This window comes from Paraburkholderia sp. BCC1876 (assembly GCF_902833695.1).
GTDB lineage: Bacteria > Pseudomonadota > Gammaproteobacteria > Burkholderiales > Burkholderiaceae > Paraburkholderia.
Genome location: NZ_CADFGI010000007.1, coordinates 201,712 through 216,416, shown reverse-complemented (window position 1 = coordinate 216,416; position 14,705 = coordinate 201,712). Strand labels below are relative to the sequence as shown.

General features: G+C 63.2%; 9 protein-coding genes. 4 read left to right on the top strand and 5 right to left on the bottom strand.

Going from position 1 to position 14,705, the window contains the following annotated elements:
- Positions 1-43: 43 nt before the first annotated feature.
- On the bottom strand, positions 44-1,990 hold the full coding sequence (locus HWY05_RS24805) for a hypothetical protein (RefSeq protein WP_176059936.1): 1,947 nt from the start codon (positions 1,988-1,990) through the stop codon (positions 44-46).
- Positions 1,991-2,845: 855 nt separating this feature from the next.
- On the opposite strand from HWY05_RS24805, the gene HWY05_RS24800 reads away from it, so the two are divergent.
- Positions 2,846-3,931, top strand: coding sequence for a glycosyltransferase family 4 protein (locus HWY05_RS24800; RefSeq protein WP_176059935.1), 1,086 nt, complete (start codon positions 2,846-2,848; stop codon positions 3,929-3,931).
- A gap of 59 nt (positions 3,932-3,990) precedes the next feature.
- Here the strand turns inward: HWY05_RS24800 and HWY05_RS24795 are convergent, their stop codons facing one another.
- The 4 genes from HWY05_RS24795 to HWY05_RS24780 form a co-directional block, all read right to left on the bottom strand.
- A complete protein-coding gene (locus HWY05_RS24795; RefSeq protein ID WP_176059934.1) occupies positions 3,991-6,372 on the bottom strand; it encodes a PIG-L family deacetylase in 2,382 nt (793 codons plus the stop codon).
- A gap of 176 nt (positions 6,373-6,548) precedes the next feature.
- Positions 6,549-7,001, bottom strand: a complete 453-nt coding sequence (locus HWY05_RS24790) for a GDP-mannose mannosyl hydrolase (protein ID WP_035552811.1) — start codon at positions 6,999-7,001, stop codon at positions 6,549-6,551.
- Between the two features lie 93 nt (positions 7,002-7,094).
- Complete coding sequence (locus HWY05_RS24785; protein WP_176059933.1) at positions 7,095-7,241, bottom strand: hypothetical protein; 147 nt, start codon at positions 7,239-7,241, stop codon at positions 7,095-7,097.
- 119 nt (positions 7,242-7,360) lie between these two features.
- Positions 7,361-9,568 carry a hypothetical protein gene (locus HWY05_RS24780; RefSeq protein WP_244146687.1) on the bottom strand — a complete coding sequence of 736 codons (2,208 nt, stop codon included), beginning with the start codon at positions 9,566-9,568 and terminating at the stop codon, positions 7,361-7,363.
- 888 nt (positions 9,569-10,456) lie between these two features.
- Here HWY05_RS24780 and HWY05_RS24775 point away from each other — a divergent pair.
- From HWY05_RS24775 to HWY05_RS24765, 3 genes are all read left to right on the top strand, one after another.
- Positions 10,457-11,470, top strand: a complete 1,014-nt coding sequence (locus HWY05_RS24775; RefSeq protein WP_035552805.1) for a helix-turn-helix domain-containing protein — start codon at positions 10,457-10,459, stop codon at positions 11,468-11,470.
- 88 nt (positions 11,471-11,558) lie between these two features.
- Positions 11,559-13,163, top strand: coding sequence for a sugar phosphate nucleotidyltransferase (locus HWY05_RS24770; protein ID WP_176059931.1), 1,605 nt, complete (start codon positions 11,559-11,561; stop codon positions 13,161-13,163).
- A 132-nt stretch (positions 13,164-13,295) separates the two neighbouring features.
- On the top strand, positions 13,296-14,681 hold the full coding sequence (locus HWY05_RS24765) for an undecaprenyl-phosphate glucose phosphotransferase (RefSeq protein WP_035552800.1): 1,386 nt from the start codon (positions 13,296-13,298) through the stop codon (positions 14,679-14,681).
- The last annotated feature ends 24 nt before the right edge of the window (positions 14,682-14,705 follow it).

Sequence of the window (14,705 nt, the reverse complement as noted above, 5' to 3'; positions counted from 1 at the left end):
TTTTTATCCGTGCGAGTAGCGAATAGCAACTCGCGAGTACCACTTACATACCGACGTAACCCACCGGCACCGTCGAGTTCGCCTGAGCAATCGACGCATTGTTCGACACCACATACACCGGCGATTCGGTCAGGTTCAGCGTCAACGCACCGTTGCTGTAGTTCACGGTCGACGCATTGCCCATCATGTCGATCAGCTTCACCGTACCGCTCGTGCCCGGCGCATCGACGGTGAGGGTGTACGGCACGCTATAGGTCGAGCTGAAACCGCTGCTCGCGCTCCACGCGTTATTGCTGTGCGTCCACAAAGCCGTGATCACCGCGCCGTTGTTCAGTTGCTGGAACGCGTACGCATAGACGCCGTTCGGCGCGCCGTTCACCGGACCGAGCGTCGTGGTGCCGTCGAGCGTGTGCGTCATTGCGCTGAGTGCCATGGCGACCGGCTTCGGGCTGATGTTGGTCGCGCCGAACGCGCCTTGCGCGTCGCTCAGATCGAAGAACGTGCCGTAGCCGACTTCGCCCGGATAATCCGCGCCGTAGAACACGTAGGTCTGGTTCGCACCTTCACCCAGCGTGATGATGTGCATGCGCGCCGCGACAGCCGCTTGTGCATACAGTACGTTGGCGGTCGGATAGTTCGGGCCGTACGCGCTGCCGAGGTCGTAGCTGATGCCGGCCTCGGTCGAGAACAGCTTCATGCCCGGACGGTAGTCGGTGGCCATTTCGGCGCGCAGCGCCTGCATCTGGCCGCGCAGCGAACCCGAGGCGGTGGACGCATCGCTGTCGTAACGCTCCGGCGGATGCGACGGCGAGGTGCCGGCGTCGTAGTAACCGTGCGTGGCGACCGCGTCGATGTACTGACCGAAGCCGAGCGGCGCGAGGCGCTTCAGGCGCGTCGTGGTCAGGCTCGGGAACGCATCGGTCGGGCCCATCACCACCGCGTGCGGATCGGTCGAGTGCAGGCCTTGATAGACGGACTGGTACAGCGCGACGAAATTGGCGTCGGTGTCGGTCCAGAACTCGTTCGGCTCCCACGTCACCTGGTAGTAGTTGGCCGACTGGTTCGGGAAGTAGGTCGAGCGAATCGTGTTCGATTCGGTGCCCACGCGGCTCATGTAGTTCTGGTAGTACGACAGGCTCGTCGGCGCGCTGACGTCGTCCTGGAACGCGCCGGTGCTGCTCGCCCACGCGGGAATCCCGTCGAGGCGGATCAGGCGCATCACGTTGCCGGACTTGTAGAACGGATCGAGGGTGCTGGTTGCCGGGTTGAACGTGTTGGCGCCGTTCGGCTCCATGGTCGACATCTGGCGGTCGTCGATCGTCGACGAGATGCCGAGGTCGGCAAGCAGCGGGCCGTTGTCGTTCGCGCCCTGCATGCCGAAGCGATGCTGCTCCTGACGCGCATAGGTGATCGCCGGCACGACGCCGGACAGATTCGCCAGCACGCCGAAGGTCGCGATACCCACCGGCCGTGTGCCGGCTTGCGGCAACTGGCCGCCGTTCTTCGCCAGCGTGCCGGTCGCGGCGAAATAGCCGGCGAGCGTCGACGAGCAATTCAGCGTGATCGTGGTAGAGCCGTTCGGCACCGGTGCGCTGCCGCTGGCGGCGACTTTGCCGAGCGTGTCGGTGACGGCCCAGTTCAGCGTGTCCGCGCCCGGCACGTTGGTGCTGAACGCGAGCTGGAACGTGCTGCCCGACGGGAAGATGCGGGTGCCGTCGGCGCTGGGCGTGTCGGCGGAAAGCGTGGCGCTGCCCGAACCCGACGAGTTGGCCGGCGCCGCGCAGCTCATGGCCGCGTTCGAGGTGCCCGCGGCGTTCAGCGTGGTGCTGCCGCTGCCGGTCGAGCCGCCTGTGCCGTTCGTGCCGTTGGCGGTGGTGCCGCCGTTGGCCTGGGTCGCCGCCGTGCTGGTGGCGCCGTTACCACCGCCACCGCCGCCGCAGGCTGCGAGTGCGAGCGATAGGGTCGAGAGTACGAGTAGTTGCGATTTCATCGATCTGTCAGCCTTGCGTTGCTGATGATTCGCCCAGCTCATCGCGCAAGGCGCGTGGGGAGTCCGGGCGAACAACGGGGTTCATTTGCAGACCGGCCGATCAACGAAAGGTCGGCACTGGCCATCGGGTGTGCGCAACTGTCCGGTTGCGCCAGGGTGATGCCTTCCCGGGTTGTCGGCCCCAAACACGTTTCTCTTCAGCGAATTTCAAGTCGTACGAATCCACCGTGACGTGAGTCACGTTTGGCCTGGCGGAATCGAGCGACCGGGGGAAGGTACGACGAAAACAACCGACGTTTCGCAGAACAGCGCAAGTGATCGCAGCTTGCGAACTCGCTGCACTGATCAATGAAGCTTTTACTGTTCTGTAAGTAACATAAAGCAGCGATTGGGAAGAATCGACCGTCACCATACCGACTCGTCTGTTTAAAAGAAGTAACGAGTCGTTACGTATGAACAAATACGCGGTACTAATTGCATTGATCCAATCAAAACTTATGTAAGGAGAAACTAGTGCTTTTCCGCCATTTTGAAATGGGGTCGAAAAACTATGGAACGGATACCTAACCAAGTGAGCGGGCCCAATCCGCAGAGAAATGGGCGTTAGCGCTCATTGCATAGCGGGCAAAGCCTTGGAGATGGCGGAGAAGGGCTGTACCTTCGGTGTAAGGTTTCTTCGCGACTCGGATTGTGTAGTGAATCTGTCGCTGTTTTACCGAGACCATGACGCGTTCCGTACCGGCAACGCGCCAGATAAAAGATGGTGGGAAGCAGGCGCCATTTGGGGCCCGAACCTGGCGGGATCGGCTTCTTCATCCGTTGCGCAAAATAGGCGGTTATCCAGAGAGATCAATCGTGAGAATTCTTCAACTGGTTCACGCACCGCGGTTGTCCGGGGCAGAAGTACTCGTCAAAGGGCTCGCCATTCATCATCAGCGCGGCGGGCATGAAGTCTGTATGACGTCGCTGCTGCCGCAGCAGACCGACTTCGCGGATATCCGCGCCGAACTGCAGGCGGCGGGTGTCACCTGCATGTTTCCCGAGGTTCGCTATGGGCGGGTCGGCAAGCTGCTGCACCTGTATCGCGTGGTGCGTCGTTTCCGGCCGGACTTTATCGTCGCGCATGCCACGCTCGCCGCGATGTACGTGCGCCTGCTGCCGGTTCATACGCCGATCGCGTGGGTGATGCATTCGGGCGTCAACGACTTCGAGAACGGCGCGTTGAAGCGCGCCGAGCGTCTGCTGTCACGTCGCGCGCAGGCGATCATCGGCGTGTCGCAACAAAATATCGACGACTACCTGCGCGAGATCGGCCGGCATCCGTCGATGGTGGTGATTCCCAACGGCGTGGACGCCTCGCAGTTCGCCGAATACGGCGACGCGCCGGCGCCCGCCTTGCACGTGCCGGCCAAACAGATCGTCCAGCTCGGCCGCTATATGGATTGCAAGAGCCAACTGCATACGGTGCGCGCTTTCGAACGCGTGCTGCAAACCGAACCGGCTGCGCGTCTGCTGTTGTGCGGTGTGGTCGAAGATGTCGGCTATCACGCGGCGGTGGTGTCGCTCGTCGAGCAACTCGGCTTGCAGGACAAGGTGCAGGTGTGTGGGCCGCGCTCCGATGTGGCCGCGATTCTGCGTTCGTCGCGCGTCTTTGCGATGCCGTCGCGCTTCGAGGCGCAGAGTATTGGCTTTCTGGAAGCGCTGGCCTCGGGTATTCCTGTCGTCGCGAACCGGATTGCTTCGTTCGGGTTCGCGACGGCATTCGGCAGCGTGAGTCTGGTCGATACCGCCGATCCCGATGCGTACGGCAGCGCCTTGCTGCATGCGCTCGACATGCCGCGCGCCGATCGGCAACTGTCGGGCTACACGCTGCACGACACGGCGGATCGCTATATGATGATCGCGCGCAAATTCGTGCAGCCGTTGCAAGTCTCCGCCTGAACTCTGCCTGTACTCTGTTTTAGTCCCCGTCCGAATCCTGTCGAATCGTTCCGCCCGCGCTATTGCGCGAGGCGGTCGATTCGCAGCGTCTCCGAAAACAGTCCCGGCAATTCGCCCAATTCCTGCGCGGCGCCGAGCGCGAGATTTTGTCCCGCCGGATAGAGCGTCAGCGCCGGTGCGCCGCCGGTGAAATAGAAATTCCCCAGCGTCGCGTCAGCTCGCCGATACAGCACGAGCGCCGCATGATGCCGGTCGCGCACGAACACCGGAAACACATCCGACCACGACATGCCGTGCAACGCTGCCGCGTGGATCGGTGCGCTTGCAGGTTGCGCCATGTCGAGGGTGGCGACGTCGATCAACGCGTCGTCGTTCGAGCCGTCGAGATGCGGTGTCAGCAGAATCAACGTGTTGCTGTCCGGTCCCTGCACTGCGCCGGTCGCGACCTTCACGAAGCCGGGGATGAAACTCGCGGGCAATGGTTTGCGCTCGCCGAGGTTCATGCGCGTGCCGTCGTTGGCAATCGGCGTGACGGCAAGCCGGCCGTCGCGTTCTTCCATTGCCACCAGCGACGCACGTGAACCCGATGTCTTGAGCGTTAGCAGATCGGCGTTCTGCGCGAGGTTTTTCGCCTGAGCGAAAAGCGTCGGTGCGGACCCGGTGGCGCGTTGCGATGCGGCGACCCAAAGATCGAGTCCGCTATCGGCCCGCTTCTGCGCGATCAGCACACTGGCGCGACCGGTTCCGGTGAAATCCGCGGCCACATATTGCTGCGTCAGTTCCGGCTTGAACTCGGGCCCGGTTTGTAGCCACAGGCGCGGCGCTTCGAAGCGATTGCCGTTACTGCGCAGCAACCAGAACGCGGTGCCGCCCTGACGTACGGTGATCACCATCAGATCCGCGCGGCCGTCGCCGTCGAAATCGGCGAGCAGAAAGCGCACGCTGTCGAAGCACAACGCGTTGCCCGCGCAACTCGGCGCGGTGGCTTGCGGATCGAACGGCACGGCGCTCGCGTACCACAGCGCAGGCGGTGCGCTTTTCGCGAGCGACGCAGCGTAGACGTTGAAGCCGGGGCCGTCGTGCTGGCGCTGCACATACACAGCGGATTGCTCGCCGGTGCCGCTCACGTCGCCCGTCATTGCGCCCGCCAGCCGCAGATCGTTCGCCTGCGTGTGCTGGGTGGCCGCCCAGCGAAAGCGCGTGGTCAGCGCCGCACAACCGCGCATGGTGAGCTTGCCGCCGGTCTCGCCGAGACAATGACGCATGGGCGTATAGACGAGGCCGAAGTCCCACGGCGTCCAGCGTTGCGCGATGTCCCACTGATCGCAAGTCTCGCTGGTCAGATAGCCGTCGCGTTCCGCAATGCATTGCGACGTCGCCACGCTGACGAGCGCGGCATTGCGTGAATTGCCGGGATACGCACTGAGCGGGTCCCAGCGCCATTGCTGATCGGTTGAGCCGTTACAGGCGGCAAGTATCGGCGCGCGGCCGGATCCCACCGAGGTCAGGCATTCGCTTGCGGCCGCGTTGAAAAGCTGGATCGGATGCGACTGGAAATCCGCCACGCGACGATCGCTGCGATCGGCGAATGCATAGCGGCGCGCGATCCAGTTGCCGTCCCATTGAAACTCGCCGAACACATGCGACGACTCGCTGCCGTCGATCGAAAAATAGCTGGCGACGATATCGCGCTTGCGCTGCACTTCGGCGCTCGGGAGATTAGCGGGCCAGCCGCCGGTGGGATAGGTCACGTGATAGACGATCGGCACGCTTTTGCCGAGCGTCTGCGCGACGTGCCGCGTAATGCGCGCGGCGTAAATATGATCGGGATGCTCGATGAACGGCACGGTGTCCGGATTGAGCGTGTAGATGAGCGTCGCCTGCGCGAGGATCGCCTGCAGTGTGGCCGACAAGCCGTCGCGATCGTATTGCACGCGCACGGTGCCGTTGTCGTTCATGGGGTAGGTGGAGAGCGTGGCGTGCTGCTCCCACAACAGGCCGAGTGGTACGCGGCCGCCGCGCACGCCACCGCCGGGCAGACGCAATTCGAGCAGGCGCAGTTGAGGCTTCGCCTTCAGCACCATCTGGTGCACCAGCTTGCCGGCGATCGTCACGTTCGACTCGATCCAGTCGTTCGGCACGCCGGCCATGCGTGCATAGGCAAGCCGCGACGCACGTTCGCGCGTTTGCACATAAGCGAAGTTGCCGCCGTTGGCGCCGCCGATCAGATGCACGGTGGTGACGCACCAGCCGGCGTCGAGATGCTCGGCGATGGCGGGGTCGACGAACAGCAGATCGTCGTCGAGATGGGCCACTACGGTGACCAGCGTGCCGGCGTTACAACCGGCCGCGCGTGCGACGCCCGGCAGCGCGGTGAGCCACACAATCACAAGCAAAGCAAAGGATGAAACGCGAACTAGCCTGGCTGCCGTTGATCGCATAATGATTCGATGCCCTGAAGGAGGGCTCAATCATACTTCAGCGGAATGGCGTGGCGCGTTGGCGAACTCACAGTAGGGAGGAGTTCGCGAGCGGGTGGGCGAGCGCGGGTGTCGAACCGCGCAGCTCGATGAAAGCTTGCACGGCGAATCAGCAAATCAGCGAATCAGCGAATCGGCTAACGGAAGTAAGCCTTGGTGTTCTCGTGGACGTCGGCGCGCGTGAGCAATTCCGCTGGCGTGAGCCAGAGATAACCGCTGTGCTGGTCGGGTCGCCCGATCGGCGCGCTGCTGGCGAGCGTCAGCGCATACGCCAGCACGATGTAGTGAGTCGAGACGTCGGGCTCGTCGGCGAAGTTGTCGCTGTAGTGATGCTCGAACACGCCCTCGAAGCGCGCGCCCGACCGCTTCAATCTGGCAATGCCCAGTTCGGCGTCGGCGATTCGTGCGAACGCGGTGTCGAGCGTTTCGTCTTTATGGATGCGTCCGCCGGGCACGAACCACGTACCGCGCGCCGGCCGGTTGCGCCGATGACCGATCAGCACGCGGCCCTGGTGGTCGCTGACGATCAGATCGATCGCGATCAGCGGCGTCAGGCGGACGATGTCCAGAAAGTCCATCTCGGTCAGCATGTGATCTCCGGCAAAACGGGCGGTGTTTGGGCATCGCTTAAGTACGGCTCAGGCGCCAGGCGTCGTCAACGTGTCGCCACAACCACACCAGCACTAATAGTCGCGATGTTCATCGTTTTTAGTCAGCCGGCTCGTCACGCTCGCCAGGAACAGCGCGAGCAACACCGCGCCGATCGTCGCGAACAGAAACGCGCCGACCATCGCAGCCAGCACCAGCAAGGTCCATGCAAGGCCGTTCATAGCGAGGCGTCCGCTTCTGCGTATCGAGATTCATGCTAACCCGTGGCCGCGCGAATGCTGTGTGCGCCAATCATCATCGGCCCTGTCATATCACGACGAACTACCATCGGATCGCGCCTCTAACGCGCCACGTAGCCCTCCGGCGTGGTCACCGCGTCCTTGAATACGCTCGCGTTGCCGGACACCACATAGAGCGGCGCGGGCGACAGTTTCAGACTCACCACGCCGTCGCGGTACGGCAAGCTGGTCACATTGCCCATCATGTCGAACGCGCTCACGTTGCCCGCGGTGCCGGGCGCGTCGACCCGCAACCGGTAGTCCACGCTGCGGTTCGCGTCGAACCCGGACCTGGCGTTCCAGGCGTCGTTGTCGTGGGTCCAGAGGGCCGTCACGATCCTGCCGCCGCCGAGCCGCTGGAATGCATACGCATAAACGCCCTCGGGCAAGGCCTTGAGCGGTCCGAGCGTGCTGGTGCCATCAATGATTCGCGTCATCGCGGCCACCGCGAGCGCGGCGGGTTTCGGGCTGATCCGCGCCGGGCCGTAGGCGCCGGAGGGATGATCGAGTTCGAAGAAGATCCCGTAGCCGGGCGCGGCGTCCGGCATATCCGCGAGGTAGAAGATATAGCTCATGTCCGCGCCTTCGCCGAGCAGGATCAGATGCGTGCGCGCCACCACCGCGGCCTGCGCGTACAAAACGTTCGCGCTGGGCGTGTTCTTGCCGTACGACTCGCCGATGTCGTAGCTGATGCCGGTCTCGGTCACGAACAGCGGCGCGCCGGGCTTCAGATACAAACGCATCTCGTGGCGCAGCGCGCGCATCGCGGCGGGCAGCGCGCCGGACACGGTGCCCCGATTGCCGGTGTCGGCGACGCGTTCGGGCGGATGCGACGGCGACGTGCCGATGTCGTAATAGCCGTGAATCGACATGCCGTCCATATAGCGGCCAATGCCTTGCGGTCCGAGACGGCGCATCCACTTGACGTTGCCCTGCACCGACGAATACGTGAGCCCCATCACGACCGCATGCGGATCGGTCTGGTGGATGCCTTCCCATACCGCCTTATACATGGCGATGAAATTTGCGTCGCTGTCGCGCCACGGCAATCCGCCGTCGGCGTCCGGCTCCCACGTCACCTGATAGTAGTTGTCGCGCTGCTGCGGGAAATAGGTCGTGCGTACGCGGTTCGATTCAGCGCCGACGCGCGTCATGTATTCCTTCATTTGCGCGAGCGACGTCGGCGCGTAGCTGTGCGTTTCTTTGCCGGTCGGACTCGCCCACGCCGGAATGCCGTCGAGCTGGATCAGCCGCATGATGTCGCCGCGCTGAAAGAACGGCGTGAGCTGTTTCGTCGCGACATTGAACGTGCCGCTTTGCTTCGGCTCTTCGACGTACCAGTTGCGGTTGTCGTTGACCCACGACAAGCCGAGCGCGGTATAGACCGGACGGTAGCCGTCGCCGTCGCAGCAATGCTGTCCCGGCGCGAGATAGGCGGTGCCCTGGCCGCCGAAGCGATGCAGATCTTCAGCGGGAAAGCGCACTGCGGGCAGCGCGGACGCGGTGTCGGGCAGCACGCCGAACGTTGCGATACCGGCGGGACGCGTGCCGCGCGATTCGAGTTGTCCATGCGCGCGTTCCAGCGACGCGGAGACCGCGAAGTAGCCGGCTACCGTGGACGCGCAACTCAGTGTAGAGAGCGTCGCGCCCGCTGGCACGGCGAAGCGTCCGCTGGCGCGCACGGCGTTCCAGCTATCGCGCATCTGCCAGACAAGCGTGTCGGCTTGCGTCGGGCGCGTGACGAACACCAGCGCGAACGGCCGCGTGACAGCGAACAGGCGCGTGCCGTCGCTCGGTGTGTCGGCTTCGAGCAATGCGCCGTCGGCTGTCGTGCTGACTTGCGAGGTCGGCGCGGAACAGCGCAGGCCCTGGCCGGGCGGCGCTTTCAGTTCGGTTGCCGCGACGGCGGGTGAGCTGGCCAGCGTCGTGCTTCGGTCGCTGACTGGAGCAGACGCATTGCTGCCCGCCGCGTCCGCGCGACGCTCCGTGAGCGCGACCGCGCAGCGCTTGTCGGCACCGGGCGCCGGATCGCCGAACACGCCGTTATTGCAGTCGGCACTGCCTGAAAAAGATTTCACGACGTGCTGTTCGGGCGTGCCGTACAGCACGTCGCGCGTGCCGCCGAATCGGCAGACGCCGTTTTCCGCCGCGCACGTGGCCCACTTCCTGCCGTCGGCGCTGAACTCGGCTTTCTCCCCGGCCTTCGCGATGTTGGCGTCCGGCGCTGCGCCGGACGCGCTGCACTGCACTGCGCAGAACATAGACAGCATGACAGCCGCCATCGAGGTAGCCGCACGCAAGGCCCGTCCATGAGTGCCCCAGGCGCTGGCGAGCGTTCGCCGCGCGCGATCTTCGCATCCGTTCGACATGTGTTCCCCGTCTGGTTCTTCGTGCGCGAATTCGTCGGCGGACTGCTAGCGCACCAGGTCGAACCCGCCTCGACCGGCTTCGCGCGTCGAGGTGTTGCGCAAACAACATAGTGTATTTCCGCAATCCCCTGGCGGAAATCTACCGTCTTGCAGCCGACACATTCCGCCATTGGCCCGTCTATTGCCGGGTTCGTTAAAGCAGTCTTTTTACCGTGTTTCACGTTTGAAACATTAATCGTTGCTTTTATATTCAGCCGATCCAATAACAACCAATTAAATAATTTTGCAGCGCTGTGAAGTGCTTATATTAGGCGATGCTTTTCGTTAATGCGGCTCCCTGTTTGTATCGTCAGAAGAAAGTCGAATTGGCGTCAGGCAGGTGAATGCTGAAGCAGCAAAGCAAATTGTACTCGCTTATCATTTATCACAAGAAAAAACGGCTTAAAAACGGTCAAATGTCGGTTGAAAATAAATTGTAGCTTCGGTATTTCGAGTGGTTGCCGTATGTGTGCTGGCGAACGAAATGGCGTTTTTATTTGCATTAACATTCGCAGAACGCCAATTCTTTCATATGTCGAATCGGCAATTAATTCGCTGAAAATTCGGACCGGGAAGAATTGTTCCGAAAATCACTGGCTGGTCACCCCATTCGCACGCCAACATGTCTGCTCTATCGGTCATGGCGGCTAAATGCTTGATTTACGGTGACTATGATGCACTGCACAGAGCCGGCCTCTCTGTGTGGCCGTTCAAGGTGAAAAGTAGATCCGTTTTATGACGAGGATGACTATGACCTGCGCGAGTCTCGAGTCTGCAATGCTGCGCTGGGTGCACGCTCCGAACAAGGGAATGCGTCGCATCGCGATACTGATGTTCAACGACTGTTCGCTGCAAGGCGCGGGCGTCGTTGCCGAGGTGTTTCAGGTGGCGAACGAACTGGCTTCGTCCGGCTCTGGCGGCTGGCTGTACGACGTGTCGTTCCTGTCGGCCGACGGCGGCATGGTGACTTCGTCGTCCGCGCTGCGGGTCTGGACCGACGGGCTCGACGCGAGGCATTACGGCGGCTTCGATGCGTTGTACGTGGCGGGTGGCAAAGGCGCCTTCGCTGCCGCCGGCGACGAACGCCTGATCGCCTGGTTGCGCCGGGTGCGCCGCAACACCGGCATGATCCGGCCGATCGCCGAAGGGCGCGCGTTACTCGACGCCGCTTACCTGCCCGACGGCAAAGAGAGCGGCGAATTCGGCCAGCAATCGGCCACCACGCGTCCAACAGAATCCGGCACGAACGCCAGCACCAACGCAAACCCCAACGCCGACGCCGGCGACCGCCTCGAATCGATGCGCAGCGCGCTCGCCATGATCAAACGCGATCTGGGCGGCGGTGCGGCGCGCACGGTGGCCGAACGCCTGCTCGCCGATTCCTGCTCGAACCTCGCGCCGCTGCTCGGCGAAGACGGCGGCCTGAGCCCCGGCGACAAGGTCCGCGCGGCGGCTCGCTGGCTGCAGGAAAACTGCCAGCAGTCCATTTCGATCGCCGACGCCGCGCAATTCGCCGCGATGAGCGAACGCAACTTTCTACGTCGCTTCAAGATGGAAATGGGCATCACGCCCTCGAGTTTTCTGTTGCACGAACGCCTTGCGGTGACCTGCAGTCTGCTGACCGAATCGGAATTGCCGGTCGACAAGATTGCGCGGCGCACCGGCATGGGCAACGGTGACCGCCTCGCGAAAGTGTTCCGCAAGCGGATGAGAATTTCTCCCACCGAGTTCCGGATTCAAAGCCGCCGCATGGTCGGCGAATAGCGCAGACAAGGCCAGCCACAAGGCCGCGCGTCGCGTGGCCTGCGGAAAGTATTTCCGTCGATTTTAGAGAACGATAAGGATTGGAACTATGTTGACCCAGGGAGTTGTGAGCGCTGCGTCGGCCGGGCCGAACGGTGCAGTTACCGAAGCGGCCGGAGCGCGCTGTGCGCGCATCGTCCCGGTGATTCTCGCCGGTGGTTCGGGCACGCGGCTGTGGCCCGTGTCGCGCGAGAACTATCCGAAGCAGTTGATCGACGTGGTCGGTTCCGATTCGCTGCTGCAAGCCACCGCGCGTCGCATGAACGGCTTTCCGTCCGGCTGGAAGGTCGACGCTGCGCCGATCATCGTGTGCGGTGAGGAACACCGCTTCGTGATCGCCGAGCAACTGCACGCCAACGGCGTCGAAGCACGGCTGGTGGTCGAACCGGCGCGCCGCGATACGGCGCCCGCGTTGACCTTGGCGGCCTCGCTTGCGTGCGCGGACGGCGACGACGCGATTCTGATCGTGATGCCGGCGGATCATTCGATTGCGGATATCGCCGCGTTGCAGGGCGCGCTGGAAAGCGCGGCGCGCTACGCGGAGCAAGGCGCGATCGCCACGCTGGGGGTGCCGCCGACGCGGCCCGATACCGGCTTTGGTTATATCCGTATCGGCGCTGCATTGGGCGACGGCAGCCACGCGATCGACGGTTTCGTCGAGAAGCCCGCGGAAGAAATCGCGGCGCAATACGTGGCGGCGGGAACCTACTGGTGGAACAGCGGCATCTTCATCGTGCGGGCTAGTGTGTGGCTCGACACGCTGAAGCGTTTGCAGCCGGACATGCATTCGGCGTGCGAGCGCGCCTTCACCGGCGGCAAGACGGACGGCGCGTATTTCCGTCCGTTGCTGGAAGCGTTTCTGAGCGCACCGGCCGATTCGATCGACTACGCGGTGATGGAACGGCTGACCGAGACCGATGCGCCCGCAACGGAATCGGCGGACGGCTCGAACGTGAGCGACATCGCCGCGAACCCGACCGCAAGTGCCAGCACAACCGCACCGTCGAATCCCTCCGGCGTCGTCGTCAAACTCGACGCGGGCTGGTCCGACCTCGGTTCGTGGGACGCCGTCTGGGCCGCGATGGACAAAGACGCCAACGGCAACGCCGGGCGCGGTCGCGTGACGTTCGAAGGTGCGGTGTCGAGCTATGCGCACTCCGAAGGCCGGCTGGTCGCCTGCGTCGGCACCACCAACGTCGTGGTGGTCGAAACCGCCGATGCCGTGCTGGTAGTCGACCGCTCGCACGTGCAGGACGTCAAGGGGCTGGTGTCGCGCATCAAGGCGCAGCACGCGCCCGAAGCCGACGCGCATCGCAAGGTCCGTCGCCCGTGGGGTTTCTACGATTCGATCGATCACGGCGAGCGCTTCCAGGTCAAGCGCATCGTCGTCTCACCGGGCGCGCAACTGTCGCTGCAACTGCATCACCACCGCGCCGAACACTGGGTCGTGGTGCGCGGCACGGCGCTCGTCACGCGTGGCGAAGAGACGTTCCTGCTGAGCGAAAACGAATCGACCTTCATTCCACTCGGCACCCGCCACCGGCTCGAAAACCCGGGCAAGGTGCCGCTCGAAATCATTGAAGTCCAGTCCGGCACCTATCTCGGTGAGGACGACATTGTGAGGTTCAACGACAACTACGGCCGCTGCCCGTGAGAAAACGCGGGTCGTTCCGCGTCTTCTCATCGCAGGGGAATCGGGCGGGCCAGCGCCCGATCCGGCAGCGTTCGTCAGCAATAAGGCCAGGACTCATTCGCGAACAAGAACGTCAGGAACGAGGTAAGCAAAATGCGCAAGTTTCAGGATTTGCTCGCGCGAGTTTTCGATGTCGCGTTGGTGTTGGCGGGGGCGGCGGTCGCGTCGCAGATCCGCTTCGATTACCTCGCTCAAACCGGGTTCTATTGGGCGCTCGTGATGTTTTGCGCCGCGTTCGCACTGGCCATCTTCCCGGCTTTCGGGGTCTATGAATCGTGGCGCGGCCGCTCCAAGCTTCAACTGGCCGGTCAGGTTTCGCTCGCCTGGCTGATGGTGCAAGCCTCGGCACTGGTGCTGATGTATTCGCTGCATCGCGCGGACTTCGTGTCGCGTTTGTGGTTCTCGTACTGGACCGCGGTGACCGGCGGCCTGATGATCGCCTACCGGCTGATCGCCCATGCCGCGCTGGCGCGTGCGCGCGGCGCCGGCATGAATCTGCATCAGGTCGCGATTGTGGGTAGCGGCTCGCAGTGCGACGCGATTCTGCGCCGTATCGACTCCGCGCCGACCACCGGTTTTCGCGCGACCGCCGTGTACAACACGCGCCCGGACGTGGCGCCCGTGACCGCCGCGCGCGTACCGGTGTTCGACAAGGTCGACGCGCTCGCCGAGTACATCCGCACCAACGACGTCCACGAGTTGTGGCTGATGCTCTCGCTTACCGAAGAGCCGCTGATCTGCTCGCTGATCGGCGAGTTCCGCGACGACCTGGTGAATATCCGCTTCATGCCGGACGTGCGCAGCCTCGCGCTGTTCGAAGGCAGCGGCGTGATCGATCTGCTCGGCGTGCCGGCGATCAATCTGGTGGCGTCGCCGCTCTCGGCCAGTTCCATGCTGAAGAAGGAAATCTTCGACCGCCTGTTCGCGGCCAGCGCGCTGCTCGGTCTCGCGCCGATTCTGCTGGCGATCGCGCTCGCGGTGAAATGCTCGTCGCGCGGACCGGTGCTGTTCAAGCAGAAGCGCAAGGGCGCCGACGGCCGCGTCTTCACGATCTACAAGTTTCGCTCGATGCGTCTGCACACCGAGGCCAAAGGCACGATCAGCCAGGCCACGCGCCATGACGCACGCGTCACGCGAGTGGGCGCTTTCCTGCGCCGCACGAGCCTCGACGAACTGCCGCAATTTTTTAACGTGTTGCGTGGCGACATGTCGGTCGTTGGACCGCGTCCCCATGCGCTCGAGCACGACGACCTCTATCAGAAAGTGGTTGCCGGCTACATCAATCGCTACCGCATCAAACCGGGCATTACGGGTTGGGCGCAGATCAATGGTTTTCGTGGCGAAACGGACCGCATCGAAAAGATGGAGCGTCGCGTCGAACATGACCTGTATTACCTGGGGCATTGGTCGTTCGCACTCGACATGCGGATCATCGGCGCGACGATCGTTGCCGGACTGGTGCATCGAAACGCTTACTAAGAAGTAGTTAACAAGCACGCTTGG

Bases quoted from the DNA above. Each gene is read 5' to 3' on its own strand.
- HWY05_RS24805 (WP_176059936.1), bottom strand. From the start codon at position 1,990: ATGAAATCGCAACTACTCGTACTCTCGACCCTATCGCTCGCACTCGCA.
- HWY05_RS24795 (WP_176059934.1), bottom strand. From the start codon at position 6,372: ATGCGATCAACGGCAGCCAGGCTAGTTCGCGTTTCATCCTTTGCTTTG.
- HWY05_RS24790 (WP_035552811.1), bottom strand. From the start codon at position 7,001: ATGCTGACCGAGATGGACTTTCTGGACATCGTCCGCCTGACGCCGCTG.
- HWY05_RS24785 (WP_176059933.1), bottom strand. From the start codon at position 7,241: ATGAACGGCCTTGCATGGACCTTGCTGGTGCTGGCTGCGATGGTCGGC.
- HWY05_RS24780 (WP_244146687.1), bottom strand. From the start codon at position 9,568: ATGCTGTCTATGTTCTGCGCAGTGCAGTGCAGCGCGTCCGGCGCAGCG.
- HWY05_RS24775 (WP_035552805.1), top strand. From the start codon at position 10,457: ATGACCTGCGCGAGTCTCGAGTCTGCAATGCTGCGCTGGGTGCACGCT.
- HWY05_RS24770 (WP_176059931.1), top strand. From the start codon at position 11,559: ATGTTGACCCAGGGAGTTGTGAGCGCTGCGTCGGCCGGGCCGAACGGT.
- HWY05_RS24765 (WP_035552800.1), top strand. From the start codon at position 13,296: ATGCGCAAGTTTCAGGATTTGCTCGCGCGAGTTTTCGATGTCGCGTTG.